This is a genomic window from Bilophila sp. T19-St14 (assembly GCF_059728385.1).
Map to the genome: position 1 here is coordinate 2,822,265 of NZ_BAAGFT010000001.1, position 17,726 is coordinate 2,839,990.

Consider the following 17,726-nt stretch of genomic DNA (forward strand, 5'->3'; position numbering starts at 1 on the left):
AAAAAAGCGGCGTGCGCCTTTCCAACCTATGATTTTTTCCCGCTTCGGGCAAGAATCATGCCCCGCCGCCCCTCCCCCGGATCGGAAGCCGCCCCGTAAGGGCGGGGGCGCTGCGCCGGGAGCGTTTCTGTATGCCGTCAAGCACATAAAAGGCCAGCGAAATCAAGATGCACGGCAAGACGGGCAGGCTCGCGGCGGAAAGCGTTTCGCGGTACTGGCCGCCTGCGGATTTCAAGCGTTCTCAGGATGATGCTTTATTGCTGCCTGTAGTCGGCATCATTTTTAGGATGGATGTTTTGGGGAACAGTTATCGGGCCCTGTCATAGATGCGGCTGTTTTATCTCCACAGCATGGTGAGAAAATACGGCCCCTTTCTCCAGCCGTCCGTCGGCGGAGCCCATACCTGAGGCATATTGCCGGTTACTCCCTTGGAATTTCAGGAAAGAAAGCATCAGCCATTTCTTATGGCACGGCCTTCATTTTCCTATTTCCCTCCCAGCCTGCTCCTGCGGCACGCGCTTATGTGAGGGGCAGTGAGGTCGCCCCGGATGCCGCCCGGCGGGGGTTGTCTCAGGAACAACGTATTTTTCCCCTTTTCTTGCCAGCTTGAGGCGTTGGAATGCGGGAAGAGGCAGCGTTTTTTCAGGCCACCAGTACCGCGTTGGCCGGGAACCGCACCTGTTCGGACAAAAGCAGGGAAGAGCGCGACTTCGCCATCCAGCAGATCGTCATCCGCACCGCTGTCTCAATCGAATTCGGGGATACCCTTAAGGCGGTGGGAATGACAAGAACTGTTATTTTCGTTCGTTCCGAAGAATTTGGGGAGGTGGCCCCTCAACCGCGCCAGAAGAATTTGGATCTGGAATCGTTATGAACGATTCTGGATAACGGCATCCGTATCCAGAAGCCGAAACAACATTATCCGGAAGCGGGCTTTTTCCGACCGACCGTAAGGCTTGGCGGCGCGGAACCATTCCAAGGCGTTGCCTGCCGCTGGATTCATACAATAATTCATTGAAATTGCAGCCGATATCAGAAAGGCCGAAGAGCGGGGAGAGATGTCTGGGCTGAAGGAAGACGAGAGCATGTCTTATGATGCTCTGGCGGAAAATTTCCGTATAGGTGATGGGGAACGATGGTCTTAGGAAGAACAAGCCCACGAACGTTTGATAGGGCTGAAGGCCAATGGTTCCGTGGATTGGGCGCATCGGGAATCCGCACGGGCACATCTGCGCGTACTGGTCAAGAGAACTGTGCGGAGGTATGTTATCCCCGGAGTTACAGGATAGTGCGGTGCAGGCGGTACTGCACACGCGGAAGCGTTTGTGGAGGATGGGCGGCTCAACTTCGGCAGCCTGCCTTGTAACGAGAACATTTCACTGCGCATAATGAGGGCGGAAAATATGGTGCAACTCCCGGCTATACAGGCCACACGCAAGAGCGGCAAAGAATGTTTTCAGGGGATGGACGGCGGACATACCCTTCAGGATTTCTGGGCGTGGGCCTTTTCGGATCTGATCAGCAATACGGAACGCGGCAAACTGGCGGAATACATCGTCGCGACGGCGATGGGCTGTGATGGGGGAACCAGCCCCACATGGGGAAGTTTTGATCTCCTTTCGCCTGAGGGCATCAAAATCGAGGTCAAGGCATCGGCCTACATCCAGTCATGGGAACAAAAAGGTTTTTCCAGAATAGGATTCAGTATTGCCGAAAGCCTGTACTGGGATGGCCTTGCCTATGCCAAGGAGAAAAAGCGTCAGGCCGACGTTTATGTGTTTTGCGTGCTCAAGCATAAGGAACAGGATACCATCAATCCGCTCGATTTGGAGCAATGGGATTTTTACCCCGTCTCCACAGCTATCCTGAATGAGACTGTGAAAGGGCAAAAAACGATTTGTCTGGCACGGGTTGCCGAGCTGTGCGGCAGGGGGCCATGCACATACCAGAGGTTGAAAGAAACTGTGATTGAAGTGTGGCAGAGCGGCGGCGCACCGGCACAAACGGGCGCATAAAGGATAATATAGAAGGCTGTGTTATAAAAATGGTTGATGTCTTTTTCCTTGAAACTCCAAAGGGATAACCGGAAAAATGCCTTAGCAGAGGATCCCGCCGAGGGGAAAACCGGAGAAAAAGGCTGTATTTTTCACCGCACTGTGGAGATGAAACAACCACATACTATAACAGAGCCATATAGGAAGGCTGTATTATAAGGAAATGGTTGATGCCTTGTTTTTTGAAATTCCAAAGGAATAACCAACAACCTGACTCAGGCATGGAGTCCGCCAGCGAAAAGTTGGAGAAAAAGGCCGTATTCCCATCATACTGTGGATGTGAAAGAATTACATCGGAGATGAAACAATCACATCTTATGGCAGAGCTAAAATATATATTGTGCAGGCATGATATGTTCCTGCCGTATGAGTCTTTGCCTCAACAGCAGGGAAATAACATTTGGTGTAACTGCCGATAGCCCTTTTTCTGTCTGAAGATTAAAATGGTCAATATTTGAGTTGTGATTGCAATATTCACCATAGGGGAGAGCGCCAATGCCCAAGATGGTCAGGGAAGGGCGTTCGGAAAATCTTGCGTATCTTATTCCAGAATAGCCCGGAGTAGACCGTTGAGCCGCAGTCTGAGCGCTTCGTAATCCATAAACATCCCTACCATCTGAGTGGGCGCTTGGAGCAGCCGTTGGGCTAGCTTCTTGGCCCACTGAGGTATGGCGTTTGGGGGCTCAGGCGGAGTTCCGTCTTGCCTTGTTTGCGGTATCGTTCTGGGATTACGTATCGAAAAGAGAAAAGTTGTCCACGCCTGTACAGGTACGAGGGATAAGTTGTCTTGCGTGGCATGCGGATTCGTAGGCGGAGAGAGCCCTTTTTAAGCGTCTTACAAAGCATGGGGCTCCTGCCGATTTTCGGCGTGAATGACCCAGCACTTTGGCACAGTTTGGCACACTTCAGCTCAAATGGGGCTTTTTCGTCCCTTCCGGCAACAGCTCGAAACAAAAAAGAAAAGCCGTTGCAGTATGTTACTGCAACGGCTTTGAAAAATGGTGCCGAGGGCGGGACTCGAACCCGCACAGGAATTCCCACTACCACCTCAAGATAGCGTGTCTACCAATTCCACCACCTCGGCGCGAAAAGAGGTATATGCAAAACAGAGACGGCTTGCAAGCTTTTTTTTGCGATCCGGTGAAATTTTTTGGCTCTGTCATAGTCTGTGGTTGTTTTGTCTTCACAATATAGTGAAAATACAACCTTTTTATCCTGTTTTTCCCTTGGCGGGATCCACGTCTAAGGCATTTTGCCGGTTATTCCTTTGGAACTTCAAGGAAAAACATCAGCCGTTTTCTATGGCACAGCCAATTTTTTCTGCCCGCATCAGGGCCCGGCCTGTTTTCTGTAGCCTGAGAAAAGGGGTGGCTATATGGTTGTTCTGGATGGATCGAGTTGGGAGGGGCCGTATCCTTATGGGAAAGGGGAGGAGAAATCGGTTTGTTTCGGCAATCGGTTTTCTAGGTTGTGCCGTTGTGTTGTATATAATTATTTAAAATTATTGAAAGTAGTGTTTCTGTAACTTTAAAATAGTTAATAACTTCAATAAACTGTATCTAATTAGCGACACGACCTAGGGGCCGCAGAACCCCGTGTTTAGAGACGCCGCTTAGCCGCACGGCAGGGAAGGGCGGGCCGCGGCGGAACGACGCGCTTTTCCTCCAAGCTCTCGAAAAGGGTTGCCCTGCCGGGCTGTTGCATGTCAATGCAGGAAGAACCGGCTGGACAGGATGGTGGGTATGAACATTTCGTTTGAATACTACAAGGTCTTTTATCAGGTGGCGCAGCTTGGGAGCATTACCCTTGCGGCTAAGGCGTTGTTCCTTTCGCAACCGGCGGTGAGCAAGTGCATACGGCAGCTTGAAAAGCTGCTCGGCTGCGCGCTGTTTTATCGGATGCACAAAGGGATGCGGCTCACGCCTGAGGGGGAAGTGCTCTACCAGCACGTCGCGCAGGCTTGCGAGCAGATCGCCATCGGGGAAAAGAAGATTCAGGCCATGCTGCATCTGGACTGGGGAAGCATCCATATCGGTTCCTCCGATATGATCATGCATGCCTTCCTGCTTCCGTATCTGGAGCGGTTCCATAAGGACTATCCCAAGGTTCGCATCAGCACCATCACGGCATCGACGCCCGAAACGATTGCTTCGCTGCGGGCCCGCCGGATCGATCTGGGCGTCGTGTTTTTGCCGGTGGAAGAAAACGACGATCTGGACATAATCCCCGTTTGTACGGTTCAGGATACGTTTGTCGCGGGCAATACGTTCCGCCATCTGGAAGGTTCCGTCCTTTCACTGGATGAGGTTGCCAAGCTCCCTCTTGTGTGCCCGGAAAAGGGAACCAGCACCCGGGCGTATCTGGATGCGTTTTTCCAATCGCACGGCGTAGTGCTTGATCCGGAATGTGAGCTGGCGACGACGGTGCTGATCGTGCCTTTTGCGGAGCGGGGGCTTGGGGTGGGCATAACCGTGCGGCGATTTGCGGAGGAGAGCCTCAGGGCGGGAAGCGTCTTTGAGCTCCAAACGGCGCAAAAGATACCGGAGCGGGCCATTGCGGTAGTGACCAGAAGGCGAAGCCAGATTTCACACGCGGGCCATGCCTTCATAGGCTGCCTGACCGGAAGGGAAACTGAAGAGGGCGGGGGCGAGCGGCCTTAGGGCGTGTTCACGCTATGCCGGGGTTTCCAATGGCTGAAGCGGGTTGGAAGGAACATTCAGCATGCTCGAAAGCGGAGGCAACCATTTGGAAATGATGTTTATTCTTTGTTTATGTGAACAGGCACCAGGCCGTGTCGTCATTTTTATATAATTATTTGAAATTGCTTAAATACTCTTTTTGTGGCTTGAAAAATAGTCAAATAATGTCAATAGATTATATCTGATTGACGATACGGCTTAGGGAAAGCGTGGCTAGGCTGATCCGATCATTAACTTAACGGCATGTTTCTCATGAGCATATTTCATTTTACGCATGAGTGGACGTAGCGTACGAACGGGAGGCGGGAGGCCCCCCACGTTGCGGGGAGATACGCTCAAGGCTTCTCGGCGGGCCGCCGGTTTTGCAGCGAGAGGATATGCCGTTATGAAAAGAGGTTACCTGTTTATCGCATTGGCAACGCTGTTTTTCAGCACAATGGAAATCGCGCTCAAGGAAGTTGCCGGACTGTTTAATCCTGTCCAACTGAACCTCACGCGGTTCCTCATCGGCGGCCTTGTCCTTATCCCGTTCGCCAGACGGATGCTCAGAAAACGTGGCGTGCGGATCGACGCCCCCGGCTTCGTCAAACTGGCAGGGCTCGGCTTTTTGGGGATCGTGGTCAGCATGACCTTGTACCAGCTTGCCGTGGAGAACACGAACGCCTCGGTCGTTGCCGTCCTGTTCAGCTGCAACCCTGTGTTCGTACTCGTTTTCGCCGGGCTCATCCTGCGCACGCGGATCCTGCGCCAGCACGTCATCGCGCTGGCTTTGGAATGCCTCGGCATCCTTATCCTGATCAATCCGTTGAATACGTCCATCAGCACGGCGGGCATCACGCTCACCTTGCTGTCCACGGCGGTGTTCGCCCTGTATGCCGTGCTCGGTACCAAAATGTGCGCCAAGTATTCCGGCGTGGTCGTGACATGCGGGAGCTTCCTGTTCGCCAGCCTTGAAATGGCGGCCATCGTCGCGCTCAGCCGCCTCTCGGCGGTCGCCGGGTTCCTCGCGGACATCGGGCTCGGCCTGTTCGCGGATATTCCCCTGCTGTCCGGGTATACCCCGTTCAGCGCGCTGATGATGCTGTATATTTGTGTCGGCGTGACCGGGGCGGGTTTTGCCTGCTACTTTATGGCAATGGAGGCGACCTCTCCGATCACCGCCTCATTGGTCTTCTTTTTCAAGCCCGCCCTCGCGCCCGTGCTGGCCTTGGCCTTCCTGCGGGAAGCCATTCCGACAAGCATGGTCGTAGGCATCCTGTTCATCCTCGTGGGGTCGCTGGTTTCGCTTGTCCCCACCTTGCCCACCATTCCCGCGATGGTGCTCGGAAAGGTATGGGGCTGGAAGCGGGGCCGGGCCTGACGTTTGTGCGGGCAGGCGGCGAGTTTTCCCTTCCCACAAAAAAGCCCGGACAAAACCGTCCGGGAGCTTGATAAGGGATCCGCCCCACTCTTGGGCCGCATGTACAGGTATTCAGATGCCCGTTGATTGGCTTCTTTGCCGCCCCCAAAACACGTTTTAGGCCACACTTTTTCAATGGTGCCTTGCCATTGGCTTCGCCTTGGGCGGGGCGGCCTCCGGGCATGGGTTCCCGAAGGCTTCCGTCTGTCCGATCTGGGACAGCAGGGCGTTTTTCCTGCACAGGCTTGCCCGCATTGATTAGGCACTGGCGGGCTTCGGAGTCAGGCTTTCAAGAACGCGGGCGGTGGAGGCTGCGATGGGCAGAGTATGCCGCTGACGGACAGCTCTGGCCGGTTTTGTTGGGCTTCATAACCCGGAAGCGATACGGCCGTGGCTCTGGCCGCGGCGTCACCGGGCTGGAGGAGGGTTTCAGCCTAGGGGATGGCGGGCTGCCGCCGGAAGGCGCGGCGGGCACGCGGGTGGGGCATACGGAACTTCAAGCCTTGCATGCCCTCAGCTTGCTGATCGGGTGCCGGGATGGAAGGAACCCGGCATACGTCCACGGCAGGCTATGAAATCAGGCTCCGCGGCGTGGTTGGTTCCCGCAGGGGTGCCGCTTGGACGGGCGGAACCTTAGATTGTGTTGTCATTTGACATAAAACTATTTGAAATCATTAAAAAATATTTTTGCAGCTTGAAAAATAATTTAATAATTTCAAATATGTTATGTCTAATTAACAGCACGGCCTAATACCGCATCCCGGAAAAGTCGCCGTAACAGTCGTGGCTGGTAGACGCCTGTTTCGGATCCAACAGGACGGCTTCCCACATTTCCGTATAGTAGACGCAGGTGCCGGGGTTTTGGGCGGCGGCCGAGAGGTGATCCCTCGCCTCAAAAACGGGCCATGAACATTTGCGGGACAGCGCATCTTTGAAAGAGTCCGCTTCCACGATTTCGGAATCGCCCCGGACAAGGTTCATGTTCATTCCCGAGTAATAAACAAGCTTGTATTGAGACATGGCGGTGTGTCCACACGGGGGGAGAGGCGGGCTCTCCCCCCGTTGTGCTTAAGGATTAATGGATGCCGGGAAGGATGTATTTGCTCACGACGAACAGGGTCACAAGCAGGACGATGCCCAAAGTGATGCCGCCCTTAATGAGCTTGAGCTCCGTTTCGTCCATGGGCTCATATTCCATCTTCTGTATTTCTTCATGAAACTTCACGTCGTTCTTCTTTTCTGCCATGATCGTTCTCCTTAGCTAAGCAGAGTGTGAAATCAGGAGGCCAGAGGAGGAGTCATGCCGTGGAAGAACAGCCACGAGATGAGCAGCCCAAGCCAAATGATGAAACCGAACAGGCACACCACATAGACGATGGCCAGCCTGCCGATGCCTTCTTCCATGAGCTTGCGGAAGTTCGACACCATGCCGATGGTGAAGAAGGTAAGCAGGAAGAAGATGACGCGGAAGGCGTTCAGCGTGCCGGAAACGGCCTTGCCGGTCTTCTGCAGTTCGGGGGACTGGAGGCAGATGATGAGAAGGATGGCGAACGTGATGATGTAGCCGAGCACGAAGCGGGGGAAACGGGCCCACACGTCGCCCCAGTGCATGGTGCGGTCGCCGGACTTGTCAAACTTGGTGCACCACACCCACGCGAGGACCAGGGCCCACACGCCGATGAAGACGTCAATGAAGATCTTGACGGTGGTGGTCACCATGATGATCCAGCCGGGTTCCCAGTTGATCCCGGATTCGGCGGCCTTGGCGAGGATCAGCGATTCGGCGATGGCGCCGGAAGCGATGGCGCCGCCGTCGGACTTGACGGCGAGGCCCATCCAGCCGCCCGCAACCATGGGTTCACCGGTCAGGAAGTGCTGGGCGATGAAGGGCAGGATCAGCATTTCGATGCAGGTGAAGACCACGACGAGCGAGGACACCATGATCGGAACGACAGGCCGGGAGCGGATGGCCGCACCCGTGGCGATGGCGGCGGAAACGCCGCAGATGGAGATGCCGGAGGCCAGCGGCGCGGCCCATTCGCGGTTGAACTTGAAGTACCGGCGGGCGACGTAGTAGACCACGCACCAGTAGAGGAGATAGGCTTCAACGATGGCGCACAGTCCCCGGAAAATGATGTGGCCGGCGAAACCGGCGGCGTCGGCGGCCTTCACGCCGAGTTCGGCGCCCATGATGACGATGGCGATCTTGACGAACAGTTCGGGACGGCATGCGTCCTTAAGGGATTCGGCAAGGTTCGGCATAAAGTTGCTGATCACGATGCCCATGACGAGGGCGAGGATGAGCCCGGCTTCGGTGCTCAGGCCCAGCGCCCACGGAATCCCCTGCGCCTTGAGCTGGGTGGGGTTGGCCGCGATGTAGGCGTTGGCGCCCAACGTATAGCAAATGATGGCGATGAAGAAGATGATGGTGAAGGACTTGACGAACTTCGCCACGTCGTTCCCCATGAGCTTCACGCCGCACGCCAGCGCGCCCGTCAGGACGGCGTAGGTAACAAACAGGGCCCCATAGCCGGGGAGAAGGCCCTTGGTGGCGGACTTCCACGCATCAAGCGGGTTGTCCACCCACATACCGGTTTTGACGGCCCAGCCGAGCATGTCTATCCCGCCGAACTTGAGCAGGGCAAGGATAAAGATGACGCTTCCGAGCAACAAGGCTACGCGGTCTTCATTCAACGGCTTTCTTACGGTTTCCATATTCCTCACTCCGAATATGTTCTTGAGTAATGCGAAATGATCCTAAGGGGAATCCGGCCCCCGGCGGGATGCACGCTGAAAAGGCTGAGGGGACGCTCCCCATTTGCGGGGACGGGTGCCGTTCCCGCGCCAAACATGCCTTGGGCATGAAAGGCCCTTTTTCAGCCGTGCCCGATCCGGAGGCTTAAGGGCGCGCGGGCGGAGGAGCGAATGGGAGTGGAAGCATCCCGTGAAAGTCGTATAGGTTAGGAAGAAAATCATTTTGCAGGCGGCAAAGATGGATTTTCCTGACGACAGGCCCGTAGAGAAGGAAGCCAAGCAGGATGGAAAGCAGGGGAAGAAGCGTTTCCATACCGCTTGCATTCGGATTGCAAGTTGAGCGCCTCTGATCCGCACGCTGCGTTACGGCATATTCGCAGATTTCTTCGGATACGACGCCTTCCCTGTCTTCAAAGTAAAGGGCGTTTTCCACCGCTGCATATTGCCATACGCCACAGATCATAGTGACGACAAAAAATGCGCACATAAATCTTTGTGTGACTAAAGAAAGAGGCATAAGCAGCTCACATGGGGATTATACGGATGATACAGTGAATTTTTACACTTGAAGATAAAATATGTCAAGGCTGCCTGACTTTATTTTAGTAAACATTATCTTTTCTATTGAAATAATAGTGTATCCATGAAGATCCACAGGGCGGTCAAGCGGGAAAAAGAACAGGCCGCAGGAAGCCGCGGAAGCGGGGAGGGCAAGGCCCCACGCGCTGATGAGGCGCCCCGCGATCCCCCAGCGGGGGCTGTGAGGCGCTTGCAGAACCCCTGTCAGCGGCGGCATTGGCGCAGCCGCGGGCACCGTTGGTAAAAATCAAGGCTGTGGCCTAGGAAATGGTTGATGCTTTTTTCCTTGAATTTACAAAGGAATAACCAGAAAAACGCCTCAGCTATGGATTCAGCCAAGGGGAAAACTGGAGAAAAAGGCTGTCTTTTCACCGTGCTGTGGAGATGAAACAATCACACGCTATGACAGAGCCAAAATCAAAGAGCAACGCCTCGACGATGATCAAAATAGGGAGGAAGGAAACGTCATATTTCAAGCGCAGCTCCCTCATACGTGCCTGCGAGATCCGATACCGCACCGTCCGTGCTCTCCATGCGTGCATGGCCCTGTCCTTGGGACTACGTGCCACGCGACTGCCTTGAAACTGCTCTCCATGCGCGCATGGCACTGTCTCCCTGACGCGCCGATTTCCGAGATCGGTGAGACTGCTCTCCACGCGTACATCATATTGTTCTTAAAGGATAAACACCATATCACGCTCAACTGTTTCGGTTTCGCTGCCCGTTAACTCGGCAAGCCCGGCAGATTGGAACCACAGTTGGGATTCCGGGATTCAAACGCATGGATATGCGCTGGCACCCCTTCCTTCATGAAAATCCCACCCAGCATGGTCTTCGTATCCCGCAACATCCCCGGAGCCTTGAGACATCCGCCTTTTCGATGATTTCCTCAAAATTTGTTTTTCAGTTTCAAATAGTTGAATGCGAATTTCATTGAAACGCGAATGTTTCGGATACATTCCGCGATCCTCTGTGCGGGAAGGCGCGGGGACACGAACGCGGAAACAAAAAAGGGTCGGCAACGTGCCGGATCTTATCCTCAGCCCGTTCCTGAACCATATGAAGTGCGTGAATATTATCACGATCTATGGGGTAGTGAACATTTCGAGAGATACTGGATGCCCCGGCATGGCTGAGCCGCCTCTTCTTCCAACAGGCTGATCCGTTTCAAATGGCGCTCCGGCGCGTTCATGTTGCCTACGGCAGTGCGAGCTCCCCGGCATCTCCTGTAGGAGGGCGTCCCGCCGTACCGAAGCTCAAGAAAGGGTGACCTGAGATAAAAAGCGCACGAATATTCTCCTGCCATAACTTCTGGATATGGAAAAACAGGGAGGCACGTCCCGGAACATCCGCTGAAAGTGGAAAGAATACAAGGTGGTATCTGATGGATAAGGCTCTATCATAGTCTGTGGCTGTTTCGTCTCCACAACGCAGTGAAATACGCTTTTTTCCGGTTTTCCCTTTGCGGAATTTACGGCTAAGGCATTTTATTGGTTATTTCTTTGGAATTTCAAGGAAATAGCCAATAAACTCCCCCAATCGCAGAGCCCACCAGCGGAAAAATGGATAAAAAGCATATATTTTCAGTATATTGTTGAAACAAAACAACCCTGTACTATAACAGAGCCAAATAAAAAGGCTCTGTTATAGTATGTGGTTGTTCCATCTCCACAGTACGGTGAAAAATAGAGTCTTTTTCCAGTTTTCCCCTCGGCGGGATCCACGGCTAAGGCCTTTTTCCGGTTATCCCTTTGGAGTTTCAAGGGAAAAAGCATCAAACATTTTCTATAACACAACCAATAAAAAAGGCCTTCACGGTATGGCTGCCATGAAGGCCTCATTTATCAAACAGGCACTTGATGGCAACGCCAGACCGTAATGTCATACTGTTGACGCCACCGATGTTTCAAGGGCTCAGTTATTCCCCTTATACGTCCTCTAAAGGAAAGAGTACGCCATCTCTTCCGAAAATACTTTTCCTATTTTCACAATGTACTTATCCATAGATTATTGCGTATATAATTGTAGTAAAACTGAGTGGTGCAGTTTTTATTCCTTAACATTGAATCAATACGTATAAATGACAGTATAAAGTGATTTTAGAAAATGCATTAGAAATATTCGTATCAAAGAATAAACGGAACTATGATAGATATGAAAGATCAAGATGTGGTAAAATGAATCACGAATAATCTGTGGAAAAAGGTTTTTCAGATCGCATCAGGCACAAAAAAGCCCTCAATCATTCAGATCAAGGGCTTTCAGGATTGGCTGTGTCCTAGAAAATGGTTGATGCTTTTTCCTTGAAGTTCCAAAGGAATAATCGGCAAAATACCTTATGGATTCTGATAAGAGGAAAGCTGGAGAAAAAACTGTATTTTCAACGTGTTTTGGAGATAAAGCAACCATCTACTCTAATAGAGCCTCAGGATTTCATCGGATGCCTTGGCGTTTTTAAGTGGCGGAGAGGGTGGGATTCGGGGTTATCTCACCTAACTCATTGAATTATTGTACCCGTACCAAATTGTCATTGTTGAAAACGTATCCGATAATCGGGGACAAAACAAGAGACAAAAGCAAGCACGAGTAACGGCAGGGGATATGGCTTACTGCCGTTACTCGTGAGTAGACAACGCTTTTCTGTTTGAATCCCTGATGGGATTCAAACCCAACCGTCTTTGTCAGGCATGTTCCGGGAACAAAGGGACGCGCCAGACAACAATTCTACATTGCAGGATTACCTGTTTCACCGGCATCTTCCGCATCGTCAGCGGAGCCGTTACTTCCGGCGTCCTCCGAATCTCCCTCGTCATCGGATGCAGCATCCAGCTTGTGGGCAACGTCATCAACCATAAATGCGGCAGCGGTCAACGCTGTGGCACCGGCGACCACACCGGCAAAGAAATAACCAAGCTTGCTCATAAAACCCTCCTTGTAGGGATACTCTTGTTGATACCACAAGAGGCGAGAACCAATGTCCCCGCCTCATGCCTTTCTCGCTTCTTTAAAGGTGTTCAGTCACGCCACTTTTCTCTGACCGCTTCAAGAACGGCAATGACAACCGGAATCCACGGGATGAAATTCATTGGTTTCTCCTTGCAGTTATGGGTTAAAAACGGATCAAAGGACCCCGCTTTGGGAAACGGCAGGATATCCAGGGACGGCAGCCAAAACACAGCGGGACTTTGCTGAGAATGCCCATTTGGCAAAGCCGACAATCAGACAAGATTTTCATACGTTTTCTCCCTGTTTGTGTATGAGCGCATCGTGCAGGATGGTGAACATGGAAGGAGCCAATTCAGCAATATCGTTGATGACCCTGCTTCCTTTGCCGGGAAGCAGGGTCTGGATGGATATGGTGTGTATGCCGATGCCGTAAACTTCCATCCCCGCATCCTTGACGGCCCGGATGGCGGTTTGGGTGAGCTTCAGGTCATCCGGTTCGCCGTCGCTTATCAGCACAACGATTTTTCGGGGTTCCGTCATGGAGTGAAGCTGTTGCAGTACCCACCACAAGGCCGCATCCATTGGGGTACTGCCTCCGGTTTTCATCGTGAACCTGGTATGCAACTTCTGACCGTGCAGCAGGACGGGAGCAACGGTTTGCCAGTGTCCTTGCTGTTCCGGCGAATCCGGAACAGGATTGCCGGGGAAGGCGGTAACGCCCACACTGACGCCTGGTATGGCTTGCAGAGCTGACGCCACGGCAAAGCATGCCTTGACCGCCAAAGCTATGGGCTTGCCGTTCATGGAACCGGAGGCATCCAGCAAAATGTGGACGGCGGTGTTCACACCGGCTTTCTCGCCTTTGCGCAGAAAGACCTTTGCATTTCCGGTCGCCAGGCTATGCAGCCTGCGGATGTTGAGCGCACCCGTATACGCGCTGTGATTCCTGACGGAACGGATACTTTGCATCAGGGCTTGCAGCCTGGTCCGCAGCGCCGTTGTCGCCTGCCGGGAATCGTTTAGTTCGTCCGGTGAAAGAGGTTGCGTGGTTTGGGGAGTCGCCACAGCAATCTGAACTCGCTCTCCTCCGTTTTTCCCCAAATTGGAGAGCATTTGCTGTAACTGTTCTCCCACCCCGGAGGGAAAGATATCGCTATTCGCATCAGTGGAAACCAGCTTTTGCAAACTTTGCAGTGCCTGTCTGGGGGCCGTTGGGGCGCCTGTTTGACCGAAGGATGGATCTGACTCCACTTCTGGCAAAGCATTGGAAGTTCCCTGTCCCGTATGGCTATGCTCTTGTTTCTGTTGTTCCTCCATGACCTGGGCGTACTTTCTGATGATATTTGCGATTTCACAGGCAAAGCCAAAGGTGTCCTGCGTGCTTGCGCACTGTTTCGGACCCAATCGCAAAACCGGTTCCAATTCATGAGTTAGACCGGGATAATGGATTTCCGCCGAAGCTCTGAGGCAATCCCTTTCTGCACCCAATTCCCCCACGTCCCAGGAACGAACAGTGATGAGCAGCCAGTCCAGAATAAGCAGGGCCGGATCTGGAGCAGCGGCTTTCTGTTTGCTTTTTTCGGTTTTGGGGAGAAAAAGATGCTTGATGAGCCACTGAAAATTCTCCCGACAGCCGGGATAGATGCCTGACAGGACATTTTCCACGCGGTGATCTTCCAGCATATTCCAGATGTGTTTTTCCAGCGGAGTCACATTGGCCGTGTTCAGAGTGTCAAAATCCGTGGCCCTGATATGGGCTGCTTCGTGATCCAGATAGCCACGGATCAGACCAATCAGGGTTTCATCTCCATCCAGAGGAAGGCTCGGCAACTGAATGATGTTGCCGTTGGTGAATGCCGTATCGCCACCAATGCGCACCTGCACTCCGTACTTGCGCCCCAGGACAGACGCGAGCAGGGGCAAGGCTTTTATAATGTGTTTGGGATTCATGTTTCCTCCAAAAACAAGAGCCCCTTTGAACTTCAGTGCTCAAAGGGGCTGGCGTCAGTATGGTTTGGTTGGTTATTTACCATAGGCCGTGACTCTCAATGACCGGCAACAAAGGGGCATCGTCAAACAGCGCGTCCTTCCGCAAGTCCTCTTTGCGCCGCTCAGATTCCACCTGCACGGCGCACTCGGCCAGAAGCAGCGACTCCAGAATCTTGTGGCTGTTCTTGCGTCCATCCAGAATCATTTGTCCATGTTCCATGAGCGCCTGCGGGCTTTGCAGGAGTGAAACCAGACCTTGCAGCATGACAAGAGTGCTGCCGGTAATGGCTCCGCGTTTGGGAATGCTGCGGAAAGCCGTATCCAGCAGTTCGGCCACAGGCGCAACGCGCGGCTCCACAAAAGTCAGTCCCATGAGTTTGTCATACATGGCTTTCAGCGGTGACAACGCCTTGCGGGTAATCTCGGTTTTCCCGGCATAGCAGCGATGCCATGCTTCCCCGGCTGCTTTGGCGATTTCATCAAAAAGAGTCCCGCCAAGCCGGTCAATATCCTCCTTCAGATTATCCATGTTGCGGTCTACCGCTTCCGGCTGCGCCACCTGAAACACCTGCCAGCGAAAATCCAGTCTGGAACGCACATACTCCTCGCTGACCGTGGAACCGGCGATGATGTTGCCCCATTGCGGATGCCTGGCAATCCAGTCCCGCACGGACTGCTCATAGCGTTGCAGAAAAGATTCCTTGGCCGCATTGAACTCGTCGCGGATGACGGCCAATTCCCGCATGATGTCGTCAATGCGCGTATCCGGCACTGCCCATCCGCTGAGAAAACGGATTCCGCTTCGCTCCAGCACGCTCACGGCCCGCGCCTTTAGTGTGGTGAAGCTGCGCAGGTCTTCAGGGTTGCAGACGCGCTTGCTGCCAAGCGAGGCCAGGTCTTCGGGCGGAAGTTCCGCGCCGCCCAAATCAAGCGGAACCAGTTTCTTTCTGGCTGTCCAGATGTGGATATCGAGATTGACCACAAGCAAATGGTCAAGAACTGTGATGTCTGTCATGGTACCTCCTCACGGGATTTTGTGGAAATGTCTTACGATTGCGGGAAGATGCGTTGCGCCAGTTCGTGGAGAACCGCTTTGGTTTCCTTGCAGGCGCGAAAGCCCAAAGCCCGATCAAGAGCATAGGCCACCGGCTGGATGCCCTGCTTTGCAAGGGGCTGATAGCGTAGAATCAAGTCCGCCCAGCGAAGTAAAGAACGTGTGCTGAAGGTAACTTCAATGCTGTTGCCTCTGTAACTGTTTTCGGCTTCGCCCATAAACAGACGGCGGACCTCATTAGCGTATTCCACCATTTTTTTGCGAAGCATATCCGGCAATTGCGGAGCGATTTTTTTCAGCAATCGCAGTTCGATTTCGGGTACGGGGTAGCTCACTTCGCAGACCGTGAATCTGTCCATAAGCGCCAGATTCATGCGAAGCGTTCCCTGATACAGGCCGGTTTCGTCGCTGCCGCCGTTGGTGTTGGCCGTGGCCGCGAATCGGAACATGGGGTGCGGTTCAATCAATTCTCCCTGATTTTCCGGGATGCACAAAGGCTGTCCGTCCAGAATACCGTTCAGCCCTGCGGCGGTTGCAGGCTCCAGCAAATCAAGTTCGTTCAGGAGCAACAAGCCGCCAAAGCGCATGGCAAGGGCAAGAGGGCCGTACTCAAAGACCATATTGCCGTTCTGCACGGAGAGGTGCCCGACCAAATCTTGAAACTCCAGATGATTATGCCCGGTGACTTCAAAAGTGGGATAGTTCAGGCGGGCCGCCAGTTGGTTGATCATGCTGCTTTTGCCCGCTCCTGCCGGGCCGCATACATACAGCGGCGATGGGGGAGCGATAAACCAGACCACCAGGTCGCGGCTGTGCTCATGGAACACATAGTCAGGGTTTAGTTTGGGGGTGAACGGCGAAGGCTGTGCATAGCCCTTTACCGGGGTGCCGGACGGAGTTCCGCTGAACACCGTTCCGGCGTCCATCTCGACTTCTTGAAGCGATGCGAGAATATCATGTTGCTGACTCATAAAACCATCCTTGAACGGGGGTTGAAGTGTTTGCTTGTATGTGTTACAAATGAACACACAGAAGGAGACAATTATGACTCAGGCGACGTATACTTTTCGGGTTGACGAAAGCTTAAAGGAAGCCTTTGCCAGTATTGCTCAGGCCAACGACCGTTCCGGCGCGCAGTTGTTACGGGACTTTATGCGCCGGTATGTGCAGGAACATGCGGACACGTTGAGCTATGACCAGTGGTTCCGGGCCAAGGTGGCCGAAGGCATAAAGGCTGTGGAAGAAGGCCGCGTGGTCAGCAATGAAGAAGCCAAGCGCCGTTCCATGAAACTGCGTGAAGAATTGCTGGCCCAAGCCCGATGATGTCTGTGCTCTGGACCGAGGTCGCGCTTGCGGCCAGAGATGGCCTCGTCCGCTATATAGCGGAAGACAATCTGACCGCAGCTTTGCACCTGCTTGACCATTTCGATGCCGTGGGTGATCAGTTAGAAAAATTTCCTCTGAGCGGACGGCAGGGGCGAATGCCCGGCACCCGTGAAATGGTGGTGCATGAAAACTACATCGTGGTCTATATGCTTGACCAGGATGTCGTTCATATCGTTAATGTGCTGCATGCAGCTCAGGATTGGCCGCCAGCATAGAAAATCAGCCCCAAACAATGCTGCGGTTCAGACACATGTTAAAGGGATTTTCCCAAAATCCGCCCCGATACTCGGTATCGTCATCAGATTCACCGACACGGATAAAGAGATAATCCTCTTCGTCCAGGTCTTGCAGTAGGTTTTCCATGAACGCCACATCCGGGTAATCGTCATACCATTTGAGGGATTCCCAAAGCCAGGCCACGGCTCCGTCAGCTTCCCGCTTGTCGCGGGAAGAGTTCAGGAGTTCATGGATATTTTTTGTCCGCTCGGCATGAGGCTCAAGCGCGGTCAGTCCGGCATCCAGAACTTTCTTGCCTGTGGCAGTGAGGCAAAGGCCCACATCAGAATAGTATCCCATGCGTGTTTTCCTTTTTCTGTTTCTATTGACAGTGGTTACAGATTGATACCGTTGAAGATAAAATTCTCCAGTCGGCATAAGTAAGAGGGTTCTCCATCGGGATCGTCCGTGGTATGCAGCGTTTGCAAGAGCGCAATTTGTTCCTCACATGACACATTCAAAAAAACTTCGACAGGATCAAGCTCGACAGTTTTGTAGTAGTTCTCATCGTTGCCCTTGAATACGCAGCGCGACCATCCGTCTGTTCCGATAAAACGGAGCGTTATTTTCTTTGACATACAGATTCTCCT

The 17,726-nt window shown here is 53.1% G+C and carries 18 protein-coding genes and 1 tRNA gene; 7 read left to right on the forward strand and 12 right to left on the reverse strand.

Going from position 1 to position 17,726, the window contains the following annotated elements:
- Positions 1-55: 55 nt before the first annotated feature.
- A complete protein-coding gene (locus AC6I1V_RS11960; RefSeq protein WP_486854332.1) occupies positions 56-235 on the reverse strand; it encodes a hypothetical protein in 180 nt (59 codons plus the stop codon).
- Between the two features lie 384 nt (positions 236-619).
- On the opposite strand from AC6I1V_RS11960, the gene AC6I1V_RS11965 reads away from it, so the two are divergent.
- From AC6I1V_RS11965 to AC6I1V_RS11975, 3 genes are all read left to right on the forward strand, one after another.
- Complete coding sequence (locus AC6I1V_RS11965; RefSeq protein WP_486854333.1) at positions 620-874, forward strand: type I restriction enzyme endonuclease domain-containing protein; 255 nt, start codon at positions 620-622, stop codon at positions 872-874.
- Positions 875-1,166: 292 nt separating this feature from the next.
- Positions 1,167-1,289: a type I restriction enzyme endonuclease domain-containing protein gene (locus AC6I1V_RS11970; RefSeq protein ID WP_486854334.1), complete on the forward strand. Its 123-nt coding sequence runs from the start codon at positions 1,167-1,169 to the stop codon at positions 1,287-1,289.
- Between the two features lie 114 nt (positions 1,290-1,403).
- Complete coding sequence (locus tag AC6I1V_RS11975; protein WP_497737001.1) at positions 1,404-2,015, forward strand: hypothetical protein; 612 nt, start codon at positions 1,404-1,406, stop codon at positions 2,013-2,015.
- A gap of 1,038 nt (positions 2,016-3,053) precedes the next feature.
- Here AC6I1V_RS11975 and AC6I1V_RS11980 read toward each other — a convergent pair.
- Positions 3,054-3,138: transfer RNA gene (locus tag AC6I1V_RS11980), tRNA-Leu, on the reverse strand.
- 658 nt (positions 3,139-3,796) lie between these two features.
- On the opposite strand from AC6I1V_RS11980, the gene AC6I1V_RS11985 reads away from it, so the two are divergent.
- Together AC6I1V_RS11985 and AC6I1V_RS11990 are read left to right on the forward strand one after the other, a co-directional pair.
- Positions 3,797-4,714 carry a LysR family transcriptional regulator gene (locus tag AC6I1V_RS11985; RefSeq protein WP_483971680.1) on the forward strand — a complete coding sequence of 306 codons (918 nt, stop codon included), beginning with the start codon at positions 3,797-3,799 and terminating at the stop codon, positions 4,712-4,714.
- A 424-nt stretch (positions 4,715-5,138) separates the two neighbouring features.
- Entirely contained in the window at positions 5,139-6,113 is a 975-nt protein-coding gene (locus tag AC6I1V_RS11990; RefSeq protein ID WP_497737002.1) for a DMT family transporter, read from the forward strand.
- A 786-nt stretch (positions 6,114-6,899) separates the two neighbouring features.
- On the opposite strand, the gene AC6I1V_RS11995 is transcribed toward AC6I1V_RS11990, so the two are convergent.
- The 8 genes from AC6I1V_RS11995 to AC6I1V_RS12030 all read right to left on the reverse strand — a co-directional run bounded on the left by AC6I1V_RS11995 (position 6,900) and on the right by AC6I1V_RS12030 (position 16,445).
- Positions 6,900-7,133, reverse strand: coding sequence for a GMP synthase (locus tag AC6I1V_RS11995; RefSeq protein WP_302551792.1), 234 nt, complete (start codon positions 7,131-7,133; stop codon positions 6,900-6,902).
- Between the two features lie 94 nt (positions 7,134-7,227).
- Positions 7,228-7,398 carry a bacteriocin-type signal sequence gene (locus tag AC6I1V_RS12000; protein ID WP_302551793.1) on the reverse strand — a complete coding sequence of 57 codons (171 nt, stop codon included), beginning with the start codon at positions 7,396-7,398 and terminating at the stop codon, positions 7,228-7,230.
- A gap of 32 nt (positions 7,399-7,430) precedes the next feature.
- Positions 7,431-8,867, reverse strand: a complete 1,437-nt coding sequence (locus AC6I1V_RS12005) for a putative sulfate exporter family transporter (protein ID WP_302551794.1) — start codon at positions 8,865-8,867, stop codon at positions 7,431-7,433.
- A 184-nt stretch (positions 8,868-9,051) separates the two neighbouring features.
- Complete coding sequence (locus AC6I1V_RS12010) at positions 9,052-9,423, reverse strand: hypothetical protein (protein ID WP_482330521.1); 372 nt, start codon at positions 9,421-9,423, stop codon at positions 9,052-9,054.
- Positions 9,424-12,209: 2,786 nt separating this feature from the next.
- Complete coding sequence (locus AC6I1V_RS12015; RefSeq protein WP_497737003.1) at positions 12,210-12,407, reverse strand: hypothetical protein; 198 nt, start codon at positions 12,405-12,407, stop codon at positions 12,210-12,212.
- Positions 12,408-12,716: 309 nt separating this feature from the next.
- Positions 12,717-14,381 carry a VWA domain-containing protein gene (locus AC6I1V_RS12020; protein ID WP_497737004.1) on the reverse strand — a complete coding sequence of 555 codons (1,665 nt, stop codon included), beginning with the start codon at positions 14,379-14,381 and terminating at the stop codon, positions 12,717-12,719.
- Positions 14,382-14,457: 76 nt separating this feature from the next.
- Entirely contained in the window at positions 14,458-15,435 is a 978-nt protein-coding gene (locus AC6I1V_RS12025) for a DUF3150 domain-containing protein (RefSeq protein WP_497737005.1), read from the reverse strand.
- A gap of 32 nt (positions 15,436-15,467) precedes the next feature.
- Positions 15,468-16,445 carry an AAA family ATPase gene (locus AC6I1V_RS12030; protein ID WP_497737006.1) on the reverse strand — a complete coding sequence of 326 codons (978 nt, stop codon included), beginning with the start codon at positions 16,443-16,445 and terminating at the stop codon, positions 15,468-15,470.
- Between the two features lie 73 nt (positions 16,446-16,518).
- On the opposite strand from AC6I1V_RS12030, the gene AC6I1V_RS12035 reads away from it, so the two are divergent.
- Positions 16,519-16,797, forward strand: coding sequence for a CopG family ribbon-helix-helix protein (locus tag AC6I1V_RS12035; protein ID WP_497737007.1), 279 nt, complete (start codon positions 16,519-16,521; stop codon positions 16,795-16,797).
- Positions 16,798-16,802: 5 nt separating this feature from the next.
- Positions 16,803-17,075 (forward strand): type II toxin-antitoxin system RelE/ParE family toxin, encoded by a 273-nt coding sequence (locus AC6I1V_RS12040; RefSeq protein ID WP_497737008.1) that lies wholly within the window; start codon positions 16,803-16,805, stop codon positions 17,073-17,075.
- A 4-nt stretch (positions 17,076-17,079) separates the two neighbouring features.
- Here AC6I1V_RS12040 and AC6I1V_RS12045 read toward each other — a convergent pair whose 3' ends face one another.
- Positions 17,080-17,436, reverse strand: a complete 357-nt coding sequence (locus tag AC6I1V_RS12045; RefSeq protein ID WP_497737009.1) for a hypothetical protein — start codon at positions 17,434-17,436, stop codon at positions 17,080-17,082.
- Positions 17,437-17,471: 35 nt separating this feature from the next.
- A complete protein-coding gene (locus AC6I1V_RS12050) occupies positions 17,472-17,714 on the reverse strand; it encodes a hypothetical protein (RefSeq protein WP_497737010.1) in 243 nt (80 codons plus the stop codon).
- Positions 17,715-17,726: the final 12 nt, after the last annotated feature.

Coding starts and splice junctions, on each gene's coding strand:
- AC6I1V_RS11965 (WP_486854333.1), top strand. CDS start 620: ATGCGGGAAGAGGCAGCGTTTTTTCAGGCCACCAGTACCGCGTTGGCC.
- AC6I1V_RS11975 (WP_497737001.1), top strand. CDS start 1,404: ATGGTGCAACTCCCGGCTATACAGGCCACACGCAAGAGCGGCAAAGAA.
- AC6I1V_RS11985 (WP_483971680.1), top strand. CDS start 3,797: ATGAACATTTCGTTTGAATACTACAAGGTCTTTTATCAGGTGGCGCAG.
- AC6I1V_RS11990 (WP_497737002.1), top strand. CDS start 5,139: ATGAAAAGAGGTTACCTGTTTATCGCATTGGCAACGCTGTTTTTCAGC.
- AC6I1V_RS11995 (WP_302551792.1), bottom strand. CDS start 7,133: ATGAACCTTGTCCGGGGCGATTCCGAAATCGTGGAAGCGGACTCTTTC.
- AC6I1V_RS12000 (WP_302551793.1), bottom strand. CDS start 7,398: ATGGCAGAAAAGAAGAACGACGTGAAGTTTCATGAAGAAATACAGAAG.
- AC6I1V_RS12005 (WP_302551794.1), bottom strand. CDS start 8,867: ATGGAAACCGTAAGAAAGCCGTTGAATGAAGACCGCGTAGCCTTGTTG.
- AC6I1V_RS12010 (WP_482330521.1), bottom strand. CDS start 9,423: ATGCCTCTTTCTTTAGTCACACAAAGATTTATGTGCGCATTTTTTGTC.
- AC6I1V_RS12015 (WP_497737003.1), bottom strand. CDS start 12,407: ATGAGCAAGCTTGGTTATTTCTTTGCCGGTGTGGTCGCCGGTGCCACA.
- AC6I1V_RS12020 (WP_497737004.1), bottom strand. CDS start 14,381: ATGAATCCCAAACACATTATAAAAGCCTTGCCCCTGCTCGCGTCTGTC.
- AC6I1V_RS12025 (WP_497737005.1), bottom strand. CDS start 15,435: ATGACAGACATCACAGTTCTTGACCATTTGCTTGTGGTCAATCTCGAT.
- AC6I1V_RS12030 (WP_497737006.1), bottom strand. CDS start 16,445: ATGAGTCAGCAACATGATATTCTCGCATCGCTTCAAGAAGTCGAGATG.
- AC6I1V_RS12035 (WP_497737007.1), top strand. CDS start 16,519: ATGACTCAGGCGACGTATACTTTTCGGGTTGACGAAAGCTTAAAGGAA.
- AC6I1V_RS12045 (WP_497737009.1), bottom strand. CDS start 17,436: ATGGGATACTATTCTGATGTGGGCCTTTGCCTCACTGCCACAGGCAAG.
- AC6I1V_RS12050 (WP_497737010.1), bottom strand. CDS start 17,714: ATGTCAAAGAAAATAACGCTCCGTTTTATCGGAACAGACGGATGGTCG.